Here is a 17,131-nt window from a genome sequence, read left to right as displayed (position 1 = left end):
TATGGATAATATGACTGGAGGGAATAAGATGGAACATGAGCAACATAGTTCGATAAATGATATTCTACATCATTATAAAGAAGGTATAGGTAGTTTTACAAATCAAATTCCTGAAATCGCTGAGACATATAATGCGTTTACGCAAGCTTGTTTTCAAGAGGGTGCTTTAACAAAAAGAGAAAAACAACTTATTGCATTAGGAATTAGTTTAGCAACGCAAGATGAGTATTGTACAATTTATCATACAAAAGGTTGTCTTGATCAAGGATGTTCGGATAAAGAGATTCTGGAAGCATGTGGTGTTTCAGCAGCATTTGCTGGCGGAGCTGCGATGAGTCAAGCGGTAACTTTAGTGCAAGAGTGTTTAACAGAACTGAAAAATCAAAAGCATTGAATAAAAAAACGTTTTAAACTTTATGTTTAAAACGTTTTTTTATGTGAAATTAAATTTGTATTCACTTTAGTATTCTATATCTTCATAAATCGAATTCTCTACATCAGGAAGAACTGTGTATATACTCTTACCGATTAAAGCTTCTAATTCTTTCTTAATTGCATAAAACCCTTTCCAATGTAAAGATGTATGAGATGTTGTACCATGACGCAAACCAACGGAAATTAATCTTCTTTCCAGCGTAGTAAAGCCATCCGCGTCAGCAAGAGCGTCACAAAGAGTAATTACTTTATTGTATAAGTCGTAGTTACTATGTTCATTCAATATTGCAACCAACCGGCTTTTCATATGGTCAGGAACGAGATGCCATTCCGCTGCGATATCTATATGTTCATTTTTACAGGGAAACGAGTGTGTCACACAAATAATGGCGTTTCCTGCATATCCTAAATCATTCATATACATATAACCATCATAGGAATGAATGACCGATTTGGTAAAACCTTTGTATCTTCCGATATCATGCAAAAGGGCAGCGTTATATGCTATGTCAGCGTCTAGGTCATACCCTTTTTTGATAAGCTCTATAATTATGTTTTCAGTTGCATGAGCAACATGTAGTGAATGTTCAAACCAAGGGCCCGGGTTTTGTTCATATGCCCATTCGAGTAATTCTTTTGCATATGTTCTATCTAATATATATTTCATATAGTTATCCTTTCACTAAAAAAATCATATCCTAAATAAATTCATCTTATTATTTCATTATTCCTTCTTTAAAAATTGTTACAATGAAACAAAAGGGGGAAAAGTAATGCGAAATTTAGTAATTGAAGAAATTAAGCAACTAGAAAATGATATGGAAGAACTTTCGAAACTTTTGAAAACGGTTGTAAATGATGGGGCATCAATTGGTTTTTTGCCTCCACTGGAACAAAAAGACGCAACAAAGTATTGGCAAACAGTATTAGCGCCAGAAGTGATATTGTATGTGGCTAAAATAAACAACGAAGTAGCAGGGAGTATTCAATTACAATTAGTTACAAAGCCTAACGGAATTCATAGAGCCGAGATTTGCAAATTAATGACTCATCCAAACTTTAGACGTAACGGTATTGGACGATTGCTTATGCAAAAAGCAGAGGAACGAGCGAAGCAAGAAAACAGGTCTCTTTTAGTATTAGATACTAGAGAAGGAGATCCTTCCAATAAATTGTACAAATCACTAGACTACCAAGAAGTTGGAACAATACCAGGGTATGCAATTTCTCCGAATGGAAAGTTAGATGCTACGGTTCTTTATTATAAATGCATATAAATTGTGATTAAAAGGTTATCATACTGAATAATAAGAAACTATTTTAACACCGTCTATATTTTTCTGGCGGTGTTAAATAAATTTATTGATATAATCCATTTAACGCACTAAATGAATTTGAGAAAGTTTTTAGAGGGTTCTTTTAGTAATGATTCTCGTCTTATAATAAATGTAGAGAAGATGACTAGCCAACTATAGTTATTTTCGCTTTATTATCGGAAGGGGATGAAAGAATGAAAAAGAATAGTTTACAAAAGATGAAGAAAGTTATTTTAAGTGGTGGCGTATTACTTACGGGATTATTAACATTTGGATTTTCAGAAAAGGCTTCAGCTCATGGTTATGTAGAATCACCAGCGAGCCGATCTTATTTATGTAAGCAAGGGGTAAATGTAAATTGTGGACCGATTCAATATGAACCACAAAGTGTAGAAGGGATAGGGGGATTTCCGCAACTAGGACCTTCTGATGGACAAATTGCAGGGGCTGGTCATTTTCCTGCTTTAGATGTTCAAACTGTGGATAGGTGGAAGAAAGTTACGTTAAATGGCGGGACGAATACATTCAAGTGGAAACTAACTGCTCCTCATAGTACGAAAGAGTGGAAATATTATATTACGAAAAAAGGCTGGAATCCAAATAAACCTTTAACGCGATCAGATTTAGATTTAGTGCCATTCTATGTGAAAAATGACGGTGGGGCTAGACCAGGGACAACAGTAACGCATGAAGCAAATGTACCAACTGATCGTAGTGGATACCATCTTATTTTAGCTGTTTGGGAAATTGCAGACACTGGAAATGCGTTTTATCAAGTTATAGATGTAAACCTTGTGAATAATGGCTTAGCTTCAAATTTCGCTTTTAACAACGTAGTGCAAGCTCCTACACTATTTTAATTGAAACATATATTTCGATCATCTAATTCATTTTAGATGATTTTTTTTATGAAAATGATGAAAAATATAGAAGAAAGTGCAATTATTTATAAAAAAATATGCTTTAAATATTGTCATATTTGCTTCTTTAAGATATCCTTTTCATGAAGAGGTGGAAAACATGGAAAAAGTACTAGTTTTCGGGCATAAAAACCCAGATACAGATGCAATTTGTTCTGCAATTGCTTATGCAGAATTGAAAAAAGAATTAGGAATGAATGCTGAGCCTGTACGTTTAGGCGAAATCAGCGGTGAAACTCAATTTGCGTTAGACTATTTTAAAGTAGAAGGACCGCGTTTTGTTGAGACAGTAGCAAGCGAAGTGGACAACGTTATTTTAGTTGACCATAACGAGCGTCAACAAAGTGCTAACGATATCGAATCAGTTCGTGTGTTAGAAGTTATTGACCATCACCGTATTGCTAACTTTGAAACAAGCGATCCTATATACTATCGTTGTGAGCCAGTTGGATGTACAGCTACAATCTTAAACAAAATGTACAAAGAAAATGGCGTTACAATTCGTAAAGAAGTTGCAGGTTTAATGTTATCTGCAATTATTTCAGATTCTTTACTATTCAAATCTCCAACTTGCACAGAACAAGACGTAGCAGCTGCTCGTGAATTAGCGGAAATCGCTGGTGTAGATGCTGATAGCTACGGCTTAGAAATGTTAAAAGCTGGTGCTGACTTAAGCGGAAAAACAATGGAGCAATTAATCTCTCTTGACGCTAAAGAATTCCAAATGGGTAATGCGAAAGTTGAAATCGCACAAGTAAACGCTGTTGATACAAAGGACGTTCTTGTACACCAAGCGGAACTTGAAAAAGTAATTTCTGCAGTAGTAGAAGAAAAAGGTTTAGACCTATTCTTATTCGTTGTAACTGATATCTTAACTAACGATTCTGTCGGTCTTGCGATCGGTAAAGCAGCAAACGTTGTTGAGAAAGCATACAACGTATCACTAGAAAACAACACAGCTACATTAAAAGGTGTTGTATCTCGTAAAAAACAAATCGTACCAGTATTAACAGAAGCATTCCAAGCTTAATTTTATTGAGTACACATAAACAGCAAGGACAAGTAGTCAGATTGGCTACTTGTCCTTTTTTATCTCTAAAAAACAGAAAATTAAATGCAGGATTTAATAATTATAGTGAGTATGCCTTTAAACAAAAAAATAGAGATTACAGTATTGAAGATTGTTTTAAGTTTCATGAGTCGATAGAAAAGTGTGTTGTACCAATTTGGAAACAGTTAGGAAGTTTTCTTAAAAAGAATCTTGATGTAAAAACGTATCGTCCCTGGGATCTTGCTCCTTGTAATTTGCAAAAATATCCATTTGAAAATTATATTAATTTATTGGATGGAATTGAAGAAATGTTGCGGAAGACAGATTCATGTTTTCATGAGGAATTTACTCATATAAGGAAAGCAGGATTAATTGACGTACAAGAACGGAAAAATAAAGCACCAGGAGCTGCTTGCTTTACCTTATCTCATAGTAAAGACGTTTTTGTTTATTCTAATTTTAGTTCTTCATTTTATGCGATTCATGCATTAATACATGAATTGGGGCATGCATTTCACTTTTATAAACAATTTAACAATGAAAGTAGTATGCAGGAAAGATACCTTCGTGAAGAGGTGGCGGAACTTTATTCCCTTAGTCTTGAATTACTATTAATGGATAAGCTTAATATTTTTTATACGCAAGAGGATGATTATAAAGAAGTACAGCAAGCTCAATTATATCGTACTTTATCGTTATTAATATCGTCAGTTTCAGGAGATGTATTCCAGCACTGGCTTTATACAAATCCAAACCATTCACCAGAAGAGCGAGATGAGAAATATATTGAACTATGTAAAAGGTATCAATATTCATCAGTTGATATTGCAGGAGTAGAGAATGAAATTGGTTCGAGTCATTTCACTTTGTTCAGTTTCCTTTTTATAAAATTGAATATGCAATTGCGCAAATAGGAGCGATGCAATTGTTTCAAATTTATCGAGAGAATCAGGAACAAGCGATTGCTTTCTTTAAAGAGGGAGCGAGTTCAGATTGGAATTTACCTATACAGGAAATATATATAAATACAGGTGTTGCGTTTGACTTTTCGGAAGAAAGGATACAAAGTACTGCAAGGGCTATTTTAGATTTGATTAACGAATTAAAATAAGGATAGCGTTAGCTATCCTTATAATCGTTTATTCGTAAGATTTTTTCTTGTTTATATAAAATGTGATTATCGCAGTAATGAAGAAAATAGGTATCGCATACACTTGCCCAACAAATAACTTCCAGCCGACATAATTATAGCCTTCAGATGCTGGGATGATAACGGAAATAACGCAAACGATAAAATAGACTAATAGTGCAGGGATAATATTTTTCATTTTTATGAACCTCCTTTTTAATTATATCTATACATCCTTATGTTAAAATTTATATTTAATATTTTGAAGAAAAAAAGCAAAAATTTTTATGGTATTATAATATTTGCAATGAGAGTGATCCATAGTACGTATATGGTAAAATGTGTAATTTTAGCTTTCGGAATTATTATATAGTATTTCGAGAGAAAAATGTACAAAATAACGAATTTTATTTACAGAAGTAAAGGGAGTAGAAATATATATGAAAAGGCTATGTATAATTCCTTGTGGAAAAAAGAAAATTTGGGATAAGCACTCAAACTACGGACCGATGGAAGCAAAAGATGTATATATTAGTCCGTTCGGAAAAGCATGTCAGGCATACGCAACTATGTTTTTCGAAAACTGGGTTATATTATCAGCGAAACATGGATTTTTAAGACCAAATGATATTGTATTAGAAAACTATGATCTTGCATTTGATTCAAAAAGCGATGAGGTAATAAGTATAGAGCAATTACAAAAACAGTTGGTAGATAAAAGTTTATTACAGTTTGACGAAATCGTCTTACTAGCAGGAAAAAAGCATAAAAAAGTAGTGACAAAGTTATATCCAGAAGAAATGATTACATATCCGCTAGAGGGGTGTAAAGGGATTGGGTATATGTTGCAGAGGTTGAAAGAAGCTGTGAAGGAAGGGGAGGAAATATAGGTGAAGTTTCAGTGATTTTAAACTCTATTTATTTAGGGAGCTTAGGCATCGCCGAAAGGGTGATGCTTTTTTGTTCGTGCCGTCAATTTTAGAAAATGTAGGGTGTATGGGTACAGTTAAGATTGTAAGTGGGAATAGCAATAAGACAAGTTTTGAATAGAATATTAAGAAAGGAGATGTTGATGAATAATGGCTAGATATAGTTTGCACGGAGGACATAATAGTATTGTTCAAGGTGCTAATTTCGGGAATCGGAAAGAACACGTTCTGGATAGGCAAGTTAAAGATGCCGTGGCGGCTAAGTTAAGAGCCTTAGGACACACGGTTTATGACGATACGGACGAGGTAGGAACAACTCAATCACAAAATTTAAATAATATCATTCGTAAAAGCAATTCCCATGCTGTGGATTTAGTTATTTCTTTTCATCTTAATGCAAGCGATGGAAATGGACAGGGTGTTGAGGTTCTGTATTATGATCAGAAAGACTTGGCGGCTAAAATCTCAGCTCAACTAGCAAAAGATATTGGATGGCGTGATCGAGGTGCAAAACAGCGTACAGATTTAGCGGTATTAAATGGGACGAAAGCACCTGCTATTCTTATAGAATTAGGATTTATTGATAATGAATCTGACATGGCAAAATGGAATGTTGATAAAATCGCTAATTCTATTGTGTTTGCTCTTACAGGACAAACTGGAGGAGGTACAGTGGATTTGCTCAAAGTAAAAACTGGCGGTGTAGCATTTAGTAATTTACAAGCTTTGGCTCAAGCGATGGTTGATGCGGGTATTGATGGACAAATTGTCGTTCAGAAAGATGGCATTGGTTATGCTATAACGAATGGCTATCCAGCTGGAAATATCGATAAATTTACAACTTGGTTAGATGCGCGTAAGTGGTACTATGAGTATGTGAGATAAAGTAAAACTTTAATCAGTGGGTTAAAAATACAAGTTGGCTTTTATTATTTTAATGGCTCACGATAATATACTATGTAACCACAAATATGGACAATGTATATAATTAAAACCACCTATCAAAAAGGTGGTTTTAATTATATACTTTAGTTTTTTTGAATAATCATCTTTTAAATCTATAATAATATTCTATTTTTCGATACATAAGTTAAATTTTAAATCATTATCAATGAATACAAAATCTCTACTGCTAATTAAAAAACTGACTTGATTGTTTAAGGGATAAGAGCAAAAAATACAATCTCTGAATATGATAATAAAAAAGGAGATGATGAATAATGGGTTACATTGTAGATATTTCAAAATGGAATGGCAATATTAACTGGGATATCGCAGCCCCACAATTAGATTTCGTAATTGCACGTGTGCAAGATGGTTCAACTTATGTTGATCCTTTATATAATAATTATGTACAAGCAATGAAAGTAAGAAATATTCCGTTTGGTAATTATGCGTTCTGTCGTTTCGTTTCAGTAGAGGATGCACGGATAGAAGCAAGAGACTTTTGGAACCGTGGTGAAAAAAATGCCACAGTTTGGGTAGCTGACGTAGAAGTAAAAACAATGAATGATATGAGAGCGGGTGCACAAGCATTTATTGATGAATTACGTAGATTAGGAGCTAAGAAGGTCGGTTTATATATTGCTCATCATATGTATGCTCCATTTGGAATGGCAAATGTCAATTCTGATTTTGTATGGATTCCTCGTTATGGTGGTAACAAACCGGCGTATCCATGTGATATTTGGCAATACACAGAAACAGGGAATGTAGCTGGTATCGGAAAATGTGATTTAAATGAGCTAATTGGAAATAAACCGTTAGCTTGGTTTATAAATCAAACTGTTGAGCCAATAAAGAAACAAGAAGGGGTTGGAATTATAGTGAATAAATATAACAAAGTAGTTACTTATGAATTTGGTGTAAATTTAATTCCTGACATGATTCAAATGATGGATAAGCTTGGATATACTTCTAAAATAATATCTCCCGGAAATAACCAAGGACTTGTGTATTTCGAGACAGATTATCGTCAAGGGAACGAACTGGACAAAGTAACGGCTTGGTTAGATACGAAAGGAATTAAATTTTTTTATACAAAAGAGTAGTTTGCTAAATAAAAAGCCGTCATGTGACGGCTTTTTATTTTTATGTAATCTTCTAAATCTAGTTATAATATGGAGAAAATAGACTAATAAACAAGCCTTTGTATACTTTCAAACATAGAATATGATGAATTCTATTAAGGAGGAAGCATATCCATGGGGAATACTTGTCATTGTGGGCATTCCCGAAATTGTAATAAATTTTGGGATAATTTAATGTTTGGGAGATGTAGATGTAAACGCAGTGATTTTCACGAATGTTGTTGCAAAGAGAAACCGAAATGTGAGTGTGAAAAATGTCATTGTAAAACGAAACCGAAATGCCATTGTAGAGATGAAGATGAAGGGTATTAATAATAAAAAAGAGTACGATACGTACTCTTTTTTAGGGTGGTTATATTCCATCTTGAACAGATTTCTTTACAATTACCCATGTGTCTTTCTTTTTAACCGTTATAGCTACATTAGTTCCATTAGATTCCTTATAAAAGATATATCCATTGTTTGAGTTTACATATGTTACTGGCTCACCTATGCAATCTCGCGAGCAGGATTTGTTGACCAGTTCAATTAGGGATAGTTCGCTTGGATCGGTTTTACTTGCTTCTATAACAGCATCAAGGTTTGTTTTTCGATAACCTTGCAAGTTTATATGAAAAAGCTGCTCTATTTCTCCTGTAATGCTAGTATTCATTACTTCTACTGAATTCTTTTTTTCTTGAAGAAATCCGTTTTCATAAAGTAATTTTGTATATCCAATCCATGCTATTAATACTAGCATGAAAAACATACCCGTCATTTTAAGCATTCGAAGTCGTTTACTTATAATTGTTTCTGAGTATTTCATTCAGTCTAATCCTCCAATGTTTTTAATTTAAAATATGCTTGGATACATACTTTTAGAAGAGGATGAGAATGAATGAGTTTTCAATAAAAAAGAAAACATCCAGAGCTAGATGCTTTCCTTTTTTGTATGTTTCGCTATCTGTTAGTTACTTGTTTCATCAGCGGTCTTATTTCTTTAACTGGTGGTTTCTTATCATAGGCATCAACGTAAGAAAAGTAGTAGTTTAAGTTTCTTAGAAGACCTTTTCCTATTTTTGCACTTAAGAAAGGAAATACTTGTCCAGTATAATCATCGAGAGATTTACAGTAATATTTTTCATCTAAATATATACTGTATTTACATGTTAGTTCTACTAAAGGATTCCCTTCATCATCAAATACTTCTTTAGAATCAATAATATCTATTAGTGCAAATTTTTCATTTAGGTAAACTTTCTTTTTTTTCTCGTGTTTATTTGTAAGTATAAAAACGAGCCCAATCGCGTTAATCAAACTATTTCCTCCTATAAAAAACGGATATTAATAAAATATATCGATATAAGCTAAATGTAAAGAGGAGAGGTGAAATATCATGGAGAGAAAGTTAAATAAGCCGATTTATGTTTGGGAATCGACTTATTTTATCAAGTATTACTTAGTAGTAATACCTACTCTGATTAACATTTCACTTTATTGAAATACTTGTGGGAATTGTTTTACGATTGCGTTTGTTATCATGTCGGCCATTTCTAATGCTTCTTTTTCAATTTTATCGTAAAGTTGTACTCCTGCTTCATAATCTTTATTTAGGAAGGTAAGTGCTTCTGCTTTCGTTAGTGCTAAATGTTCATAAAACATTTTTCGGAATTCTTCTTTTCCTATATATGGGTTGATGTTATTAAGAAACTCAACGATTTCATCACCATTAGCGTACCATTTTTTCTCTATAGCGGCAGCTGCATTTTGATCACCAGTTTTTGCGGCTTTAACAAGATCTGCTGCAATGACTAAGTGATCCTTAATTAATGCACTATATTTTTTTACTGCATCTTCACCGTAAAATGGTTCAAGTGATAGTCCCATATGTGTTGCGTTTTGTAGAAGGCGTCCAACAGTAACGTTAACATCGGGTAAATTAAATACAATACTTATAATAGCCAATCTCGTCCAAGCGACGTGTTGTTCCCATAAAGAACGCATATACCCTTTTAAAAAATTCTCGTTTTTACTAATTCGGTAGTTACGTACGGATAAATCATAGTTTACATAAGGGTTATGGTAGGGGGAGTAATACGATTGCCAATAAGAATACATAAATAGTAACACTCCTTTGAACATGTATAACTCAAAGTATGATATAGATTTATGTTTAGTTACGTGTCCTAGATTATTTTTAGGGAATTTGAATTGGAGAAATTAGGTGAATGATCTTGTGGTATATATGAATAAATTGAATATAAAGTAAAAGAGGGTCTGCAAGGGAAGTTACAGACCCTCAAAAGGGTATTGCCGAGATGTCGGACTCGACTACGTAATGTTATCATAAAATTCTTTTGAAAAAACCTGGTAAATGTGTCCAAATGAAATTGGGACCTTAATAAAGTCAAAGAGACCTGCTTCCCGCGGCAGGCCCCATTAACTAGATAATGTCGATGAGCAAAAACTCATCTGGAGTACTTTCATAGTAACAAGTAAAATGTGTTTTGTGTATTGAGAAAGAAGAATTGCATAATTATATGTGAACAATTAAAATCCCAACAATTTATGATTATCATTAATTGTTGGGATTTAAATATGGTTATAAAATGGAAAAAAGACTTGGAAGTGAGATTGAGGTGTAGAAGTAAGTAATCATGAAAAAGACCTGCTAATATAAGCAGGTCAACTTAAGGGGTTTATCCAACAGATTATTATATATGGTAACAACTGAATTGTAGTAAGTCTATACATTTAATATTGAGAAAAATTCTGCGAATGATATATTTTTTGCGCATATATTAACATCTAAAAAGTTGAGAAAGAAAATTAAAAAGCTTTTTATAAGAGAATAATGGTTGGTACTTATAGTATGATTCATATTTCCACGCATCATTATTAGAGAATTGGAGTTGTGTTGTTTTCTTTTTTGCCGTGATGGAACTCATATTATGATGTTTCATATAGAAACCTCCTGAATTTATATGTATACGATTAGTAGTATTCAAGAAAGGGAAATAAAATGAATATTTAAATTGAAACTCTTTCTTCATGTTTACTGGATTTACGTTATAAATGTTGTAAAACATATAAAACATGGATGCTAATTCATATTAAATAGGTGGAGAAACATAGAATAACGAAAAAATAATAAGCATCTATTCATCTCTTTCAAGTCGCATAAGTGATTGATATAATAGAAGTAGATGAAAGATAAAGAAAAGCAGGTGACTCTTTTTTGTTTACTAAAGCACAAGAACTTTTAGCGTCCTATTTTGGTTATTCTTCGTTTCGAAGAGGACAAGATGAAACAATTAAAAATGTACTAGATGGGAAAGATACAGTATGTATTATGCCAACGGGTGGCGGTAAGTCGATTTGTTATCAAATTCCGGCATTAGTATTTGAAGGAACGACGTTGGTTATATCGCCTTTAATATCACTTATGAAGGATCAAGTAGATACATTGGTACAGAATGGCATTTCAGCTACATATATTAATAGTTCTATTTCTATTGCCGAAGCAAATCAGCGAATTCAATTAGCGAAACAAGGACATTACAAATTACTTTATGTCGCGCCTGAGCGTCTTGATTCGATGGAGTTTGTTGACCAACTTATCGATATGAAAATCCCTATGATTGCGATTGATGAAGCACACTGTATTTCACAGTGGGGACATGATTTCCGTCCAAGTTATTTACATATACATCGCATATTAGATTATCTTCCAGAAAAACCGCTCGTATTAGCATTAACAGCAACAGCAACACCGCAAGTACGTGAGGACATTTGTAACACACTTGAAATTAATCAAGAAAATACAATTATGACAACGTTTGAGCGTGAGAACTTATCGTTTTCTGTCATTAAAGGGCAAGATCGAAATGCATATTTGGCGGATTATATTCGTCAAAATCAAAAGGAATCTGGGATTATATATGCAGCTACTAGAAAAGTAGTCGATCAGTTATATGAAGATTTAATGAAGGCTGGAGTTTCTGTATCAAAATATCATGCTGGTATGAGTGATAGTGATCGAAATGAGCAACAAGAACTCTTTTTACGAGATGAAGTAAGTGTAATGGTAGCAACATCTGCATTCGGGATGGGTATTGATAAATCGAATATTCGTTACGTAATTCATTATCAGCTTCCAAAAAATATGGAAAGTTACTATCAAGAAGCAGGACGTGCTGGTCGTGACGGATTAGATAGCACATGTATATTGTTATATTCTTCTCAAGATGTACAAGTACAGCGTTTTTTAATTGATCAATCAACTGGAGAATCACGTTTTTCAAATGAACTTGAAAAATTGCAAAATATGACCGATTACTGTCATACAGAACAATGTTTACAATCATTCATTTTGCAATACTTTGGAGAAGAACCGAAAGAAGATTGTGGACGCTGTGGTAATTGTACAGACGATCGCGAGAGCATTGATGTGACAAGGGAATCACAAATGGTTTTATCATGCATGATTAGAACGAACCAACGCTTTGGGAAGCAAATGATAGCGCAAGTATTAACGGGGTCGAAAAATAAGAAAGTTATTGAATTTAATTTTCATACTTTACCAACGTATGGGCTTTTATCGAACCGTAGTGTAAAAGAGGTCAGTGAGTTTATTGAGTTTTTAATTTCAGATGAGTTAATTGCAGTTGAACATGGCACTTATCCGACGTTAAAAGTAACAGAAAAAGGGAAAGAAGTATTACTTGGTAAAGAGAATGTTTTACGAAAAGAACGAGTAGAGACAAGACAAATTGTACAAGACCATCCTTTATTTGAAGTGCTTCGTGAAGTACGTAAAGAAATTGCACAAGGAGAAGGTGTACCTCCGTTCGTTATTTTCTCTGACCAAACATTAAAAGATATGTGCGTGAAAATGCCGCAAAGTGATTCCGAATTGTTGACGGTAAAAGGTATCGGAGAACACAAACTTGTGAAATATGGCTCGCACTTCTTACAAGCAGTTCAGCATTTTATTGAGGAAAATCCAAATTACGCTGAAACGATTAAGACAGAAGTAGTTGCAGAGCGTAAAAAGTCAGGAAAAGCGTCCGCAAATTCTCATTTAGAAACGTATGAAATGTATAAACAAGGTATTGATTTGAATGAGATTGCAAAAGAACGTAACTTATCAAGACAAACAATCGAAAACCATTTAATTCGCTGCTACGAGGATGGAATGGAAGTAGAGTGGCAAAGTTTTGTTCCAGCAGAGTATGAATCTCTTATTGAAACTGCCGTTCAAAATGCTGAGGGTGGTCTGAAATCTATTAAAGAACAGCTTCCGAATGAAGTGAGTTACTTTATGATTCGTGCTTATTTACAAATAAGAAAGTAGAGACATATAAAGGGGATAAGATTTTATGTATCATGTTTTCGTTTATGGCACGTTAAGAAGAGGACAAACGAATGCTCATTATATGTTAGGTGCAACGTGCATTGCAGACAGAGCTTGGACATATGGAAAATTATTTGATACGAATGAAGGATATCCGGCTATGACTTATTCGATTGAAGAAAAGGTGTATGGAGAAGTTTATGTAGTAAATGATGAGATATTGTGTAAGTTAGATGAACTAGAAGAATATACAGGTAATGCGGAGACCGATTTATATGATCGAATCACGCAAACAGTATATGTTGCTGATAGGGAAATAGAAGCATATGTGTATATCGCTCAAGATAAAAAGATGATATTGAAAGTTATTGATTCTGGTGACTGGGTGGAGTATCAAAAAGAAAAATAAAAGTAGCTAAAGAGTAGATAGTGGAATAATCCATTATCTATTTTTTATACTTTCACTTTCAAAATTCTTATTATTTTGATGAATTGTAAATATAGGGAAATCAAAAGGAGGATTTTTCATGGGCATTAGAAATTTAGTTTCTCACCTGTAACAGAAAAATAATTTGCAGGAGGAGAATAATAATGAACGAATTAAATGTAAAAGAATTTTATAAAAAACAATTTGAACTAATAAGCTATGATATAAATAATGAAAATTGGTTACAGGAAGTTGCTAAAGAAGTGCAAGAACAAGTTGGATATCCAATTCAGACGATGTTAGAACTAGGAGCTGGAAATGGCGGATTTGCAAGGGCGATGTCTAATTTGAATGTAAAAATGACTACTGTTGAGCTTGTACCGGAGTTAGCTATGTTTGCAAAAGAACATGCTACTAATGATATTGAGGTTCATTGCGCCGATTTTTATAAAATTAACTTTAAAGAAAAGTTTGATGTTGTTATTTATTTAGACGGATTTGGTGTAGGAACAGATGAGGAACAATTGATTCTATTAAAACGAATTAAAAATTGGATGATGGATGATGGATGTGCACTTATTGATATTTATCAACCGTTATATTGGGAAAAGGCCAATGGACAAGAAATGCCGATAGGTTCTGCAATGCGAAAGTATGAATATGATAGTGAAAATGCAAGAATGCTAGACCATTGGTGGGAAATAGATTCTTCAAATGATATCGTGACACAATCTTTACGCTGCTATGCTGTAGGTGAGATTAGTAATTTATGTGCCGAGGCTCATTTAAGTATAGTTGGGATTTTCCCAGGAGGAGCGCATGATTTTGAAGCTGGGAAATATAAAGAGCGATCCTCTTTAAATGAATGTTTATCATATCGAATAAAAGTAAAAAAGAGTAGGGATTAAATCCTTACTCTTTTTACTTTTATTGTGTGAATAATTGTCGTTTTTGTATACATCAATTTAATATATGTGTAGTTGTGTGATTTAAATGTTGCATATTCTTTTTAAATTAGAAAGATGAAAAGTAAGTTTTTTCGGAAAATTTAAATAGAAACTATTGACTTTATGATTGGATTTTTAATACAATGATACTTCGACTGAAAAATTAGAACGGACAGGAGGGAATCGTCGAAATGAGCAACATATTTGAAGATGAGTTACAAAAAATGAAGGATACTTTGCATACGATGGATGAGCAATTGGATAAGCTTGAAAAAATCCCAGTTTATTATGGAGAAGATTTTAAGGAGCAAATTCTTGAAAGTATGAGAGAGTCTAATAGACAAAATTTACGTATTGGTGTGCAAGAGCCGTACTTTGGAAGGTTAGATTTTCAGGAAGATGGTAAAGAAGCAGCTATGCCGATTTATATTGGAAAAGTAGGGGTTTCGGATATGGACACGATGAAACCAATCATTATTGATTGGAGAGCACCTGTCGCAAGTATGTTTTATTCATTTACCGGTGGAGAAGAATTAGCATTTTATCAATCACCAGATGGGTTAGTAGAAGGTGATGTGTATTTAAAACGAAACATTTCTATTCGAAAAAGAGAACTTGAACGTGTCGTTGATACATATGTAAAAGGAAATGAAGATGTATCACATGCCGATGATTTTCTTCTATATCGATTAGGTGAGAATAAAGATAATAAACTAAAGGATATTGTTTCAACGATTCAATCGGAACAAAATGATATTATTCGTGCGGAAAGAAACTTGCCATTATTAATTCAAGGGGTTGCAGGGAGCGGAAAGACAACAATTGCTTTACATCGCCTTGCTTTTTTGATTTATGAATATCGTGAGCAGCTAGAAGCTGAGAGAATGATCGTATTTGCGCCGAATAGTCTGTTTTTAGACTATATTTCGAGTGTACTTCCTGAATTAGGTGTAGGGAATATTAGTCAAACAACGTTTCCGGATTGGGCATTACGCACGTTAGATGATTCAGTGAAACTAAAGCAGACAGAAGAAAAATTGAAAGAAGCATTTTCAATTAATCGTGATGAAGAAAAGGTTATGCTCGGTAAATTGAAAGGTACACTGGAATTTAAGTTCTTTATTGAAGAGAGAATGATTCAATTTGAAAATGAATTAATACCAACAAGTGATTTTGAGGCATGGGACAAAGCTATTATTCCAGTAGAAGACATAAAAAAATGGATGCAAGTTGAATATAAACATTATCCATTAAAGAAAAGAAGAGAAAGATTAGTCGGCCGAATGAAGCGCTGGATTGAAATTGAACTGAAAAAGTATGGAGAAACAAACGAGAAGAAATTATTAAAAAAAGAAGCGACAAAGAGATTGAACACTTATATGAAGTTTTGGCCGAAAATGAGCCCACTTTCACTATATAGTTCAATATTGAAAAGTAAAGAAATACTCGAAGTATTGCCTGAAGAACTTGTGAAAGAAACTGAAAAGAGTTGTCGTAAAAAAGAAGTGTATGTAGAAGATTTACCAGCTTTAATTTACATACATCACCGCATAACAGGTATTGAAATCGGACAGAAATTCCATCACGTCGTTATTGATGAAGCGCAAGATTTTCCACCATTCCAAGTTTATGTATTAAAAGAAATTACACTAGGTAATTCTTTTACTATATTAGGTGATTTATCTCAAGCAATTTATGATTATCAAGGAATTGAAGATTGGAGTGCTTTTAAAGAAGTATTCCAAGAAACAGGTTATTATGAACTGACGAGAAGTTATCGTTCTACAAAAGAAATTATAGAATTTGCGAACGAAATAATTAAAAATGCAGAGATTCCAGTTGGGCTCGCAACACCAGTTTTTCGCAGTGGTGAAGATGTTAAGGTAATCCATGCAGAAGATCAATTTAATGAGATTATGAAGACGTTAAAACATCTACAAAACGAAGATGTGAAAACCATTGCGGTAATAGGAAGAACAGACGATGAATGCCGCGATATATATGAGAAATTAACAAAAGCAGGATTGGCTGTAAACGTTATTGAAGCAGATCAAAGTAAATATGAAGGTGGTATTTCAGTAGTACCTGTCTATTTAGCGAAAGGTTTAGAATTTGATGCGGTGCTTTTAATTGATGTGGATGAAGAACATTACAAAAACACAAAACATGATGCAAAGTTACTATATGTCGGATGTACGAGATCACTTCATGATTTATGGATTTTCCATAGTGGGGAAGCGTCACCTTTAATTAAAGGATTAAAATAAAGTGAAACTATAATCAGTGGGGAGTTTTACTGCAAGCTAATGTGGGATAAATATAAAAAGAGGATTTTCTAGTACTGTATGAAAATCCTCTTTTTTATATTGAAATGGTAGATGTGTAAAATGACAATAAAGTTATTTAATTTTAAAACCTAAAACAAGTATAACCCCGCTCTAAATTTAGGACGGGGTTAAAACATAGTTATTTAATTTTCGATATAAGATACTTCACTGTACTTAAAAATATAACAATAAAGTCGTTTGAAAATCTAAGTTTTATTCAACAAT

General features: G+C 33.4%; 16 protein-coding genes and 1 pseudogene. 12 read left to right on the top strand and 5 right to left on the bottom strand.

The features are described from left to right. The first annotated feature begins 1 nt into the window (after nt 1). Nucleotides 2-394, top strand: a complete 393-nt coding sequence (locus CN409_RS08250) for a carboxymuconolactone decarboxylase family protein (protein ID WP_001999958.1) — start codon at nt 2-4, stop codon at nt 392-394. A 66-nt stretch (nt 395-460) separates the two neighbouring features. On the opposite strand, the gene CN409_RS08245 is transcribed toward CN409_RS08250, so the two are convergent. After that, nucleotides 461-1,102 carry an HD domain-containing protein gene (locus CN409_RS08245; RefSeq protein WP_000874108.1) on the bottom strand — a complete coding sequence of 214 codons (642 nt, stop codon included), beginning with the start codon at nt 1,100-1,102 and terminating at the stop codon, nt 461-463. A 106-nt stretch (nt 1,103-1,208) separates the two neighbouring features. On the opposite strand from CN409_RS08245, the gene CN409_RS08240 reads away from it, so the two are divergent. The 4 genes and pseudogenes from CN409_RS08240 to CN409_RS08225 form a co-directional block, all read left to right on the top strand. Next, entirely contained in the window at nt 1,209-1,712 is a 504-nt protein-coding gene (locus CN409_RS08240) for a GNAT family N-acetyltransferase (protein WP_001245262.1), read from the top strand. Between the two features lie 233 nt (nt 1,713-1,945). Next, a complete protein-coding gene (locus CN409_RS08235) occupies nt 1,946-2,611 on the top strand; it encodes a lytic polysaccharide monooxygenase (RefSeq protein WP_000742282.1) in 666 nt (221 codons plus the stop codon). A gap of 160 nt (nt 2,612-2,771) precedes the next feature. Next, nucleotides 2,772-3,701, top strand: coding sequence for a manganese-dependent inorganic pyrophosphatase (gene ppaC, locus CN409_RS08230; protein WP_097981620.1), 930 nt, complete (start codon nt 2,772-2,774; stop codon nt 3,699-3,701). A gap of 71 nt (nt 3,702-3,772) precedes the next feature. After that, nucleotides 3,773-4,833 (top strand): annotated as a pseudogene (locus tag CN409_RS08225) (M3 family oligoendopeptidase); the annotation flags it as partial. A 28-nt stretch (nt 4,834-4,861) separates the two neighbouring features. Here CN409_RS08225 and CN409_RS08220 read toward each other — a convergent pair. Then, nucleotides 4,862-5,050 (bottom strand): DUF4017 family protein, encoded by a 189-nt coding sequence (locus CN409_RS08220; RefSeq protein WP_000789485.1) that lies wholly within the window; start codon nt 5,048-5,050, stop codon nt 4,862-4,864. A gap of 241 nt (nt 5,051-5,291) precedes the next feature. On the opposite strand from CN409_RS08220, the gene CN409_RS08215 reads away from it, so the two are divergent. From CN409_RS08215 to CN409_RS08205, 3 genes are all read left to right on the top strand, one after another. Continuing rightward, nucleotides 5,292-5,741 carry a DUF6884 domain-containing protein gene (locus CN409_RS08215; RefSeq protein WP_000824878.1) on the top strand — a complete coding sequence of 150 codons (450 nt, stop codon included), beginning with the start codon at nt 5,292-5,294 and terminating at the stop codon, nt 5,739-5,741. Between the two features lie 189 nt (nt 5,742-5,930). After that, a complete protein-coding gene (locus CN409_RS08210) occupies nt 5,931-6,665 on the top strand; it encodes an N-acetylmuramoyl-L-alanine amidase (protein ID WP_097981618.1) in 735 nt (244 codons plus the stop codon). A 335-nt stretch (nt 6,666-7,000) separates the two neighbouring features. Further along, complete coding sequence (locus tag CN409_RS08205; RefSeq protein ID WP_000540626.1) at nt 7,001-7,831, top strand: GH25 family lysozyme; 831 nt, start codon at nt 7,001-7,003, stop codon at nt 7,829-7,831. 391 nt (nt 7,832-8,222) lie between these two features. On the opposite strand, the gene CN409_RS08195 is transcribed toward CN409_RS08205, so the two are convergent. From CN409_RS08195 to CN409_RS08185, 3 genes are all read right to left on the bottom strand, one after another. Further along, nucleotides 8,223-8,675 carry a hypothetical protein gene (locus CN409_RS08195; RefSeq protein ID WP_000877576.1) on the bottom strand — a complete coding sequence of 151 codons (453 nt, stop codon included), beginning with the start codon at nt 8,673-8,675 and terminating at the stop codon, nt 8,223-8,225. Between the two features lie 134 nt (nt 8,676-8,809). Beyond that, on the bottom strand, nt 8,810-9,166 hold the full coding sequence (locus CN409_RS08190) for a hypothetical protein (protein ID WP_000606231.1): 357 nt from the start codon (nt 9,164-9,166) through the stop codon (nt 8,810-8,812). Between the two features lie 177 nt (nt 9,167-9,343). Beyond that, on the bottom strand, nt 9,344-9,967 hold the full coding sequence (locus tag CN409_RS08185) for a hypothetical protein (protein ID WP_000287734.1): 624 nt from the start codon (nt 9,965-9,967) through the stop codon (nt 9,344-9,346). Nucleotides 9,968-11,087: 1,120 nt separating this feature from the next. On the opposite strand from CN409_RS08185, the gene recQ reads away from it, so the two are divergent. From recQ to CN409_RS08160, 4 genes are all read left to right on the top strand, one after another. Further along, on the top strand, nt 11,088-13,205 hold the full coding sequence (gene recQ, locus CN409_RS08175) for a DNA helicase RecQ (protein WP_000494275.1): 2,118 nt from the start codon (nt 11,088-11,090) through the stop codon (nt 13,203-13,205). A 25-nt stretch (nt 13,206-13,230) separates the two neighbouring features. Then, a complete protein-coding gene (locus CN409_RS08170) occupies nt 13,231-13,614 on the top strand; it encodes a gamma-glutamylcyclotransferase family protein (protein WP_000274901.1) in 384 nt (127 codons plus the stop codon). A 182-nt stretch (nt 13,615-13,796) separates the two neighbouring features. Continuing rightward, nucleotides 13,797-14,540: a class I SAM-dependent methyltransferase gene (locus CN409_RS08165; protein WP_001004294.1), complete on the top strand. Its 744-nt coding sequence runs from the start codon at nt 13,797-13,799 to the stop codon at nt 14,538-14,540. A 230-nt stretch (nt 14,541-14,770) separates the two neighbouring features. Further along, complete coding sequence (locus tag CN409_RS08160) at nt 14,771-16,846, top strand: HelD family protein (RefSeq protein ID WP_000065164.1); 2,076 nt, start codon at nt 14,771-14,773, stop codon at nt 16,844-16,846. Nucleotides 16,847-17,131: the final 285 nt, after the last annotated feature.

This window comes from Bacillus sp. AFS012607 (genome assembly GCF_002558005.1).
In the GTDB taxonomy this organism is placed as follows: Bacteria; Bacillota; Bacilli; order Bacillales; family Bacillaceae_G; genus Bacillus_A; species Bacillus_A thuringiensis_S.
Note: the sequence above shows the minus strand (reverse complement) of the source record. Positions and strands in the feature narration are given on the sequence as shown.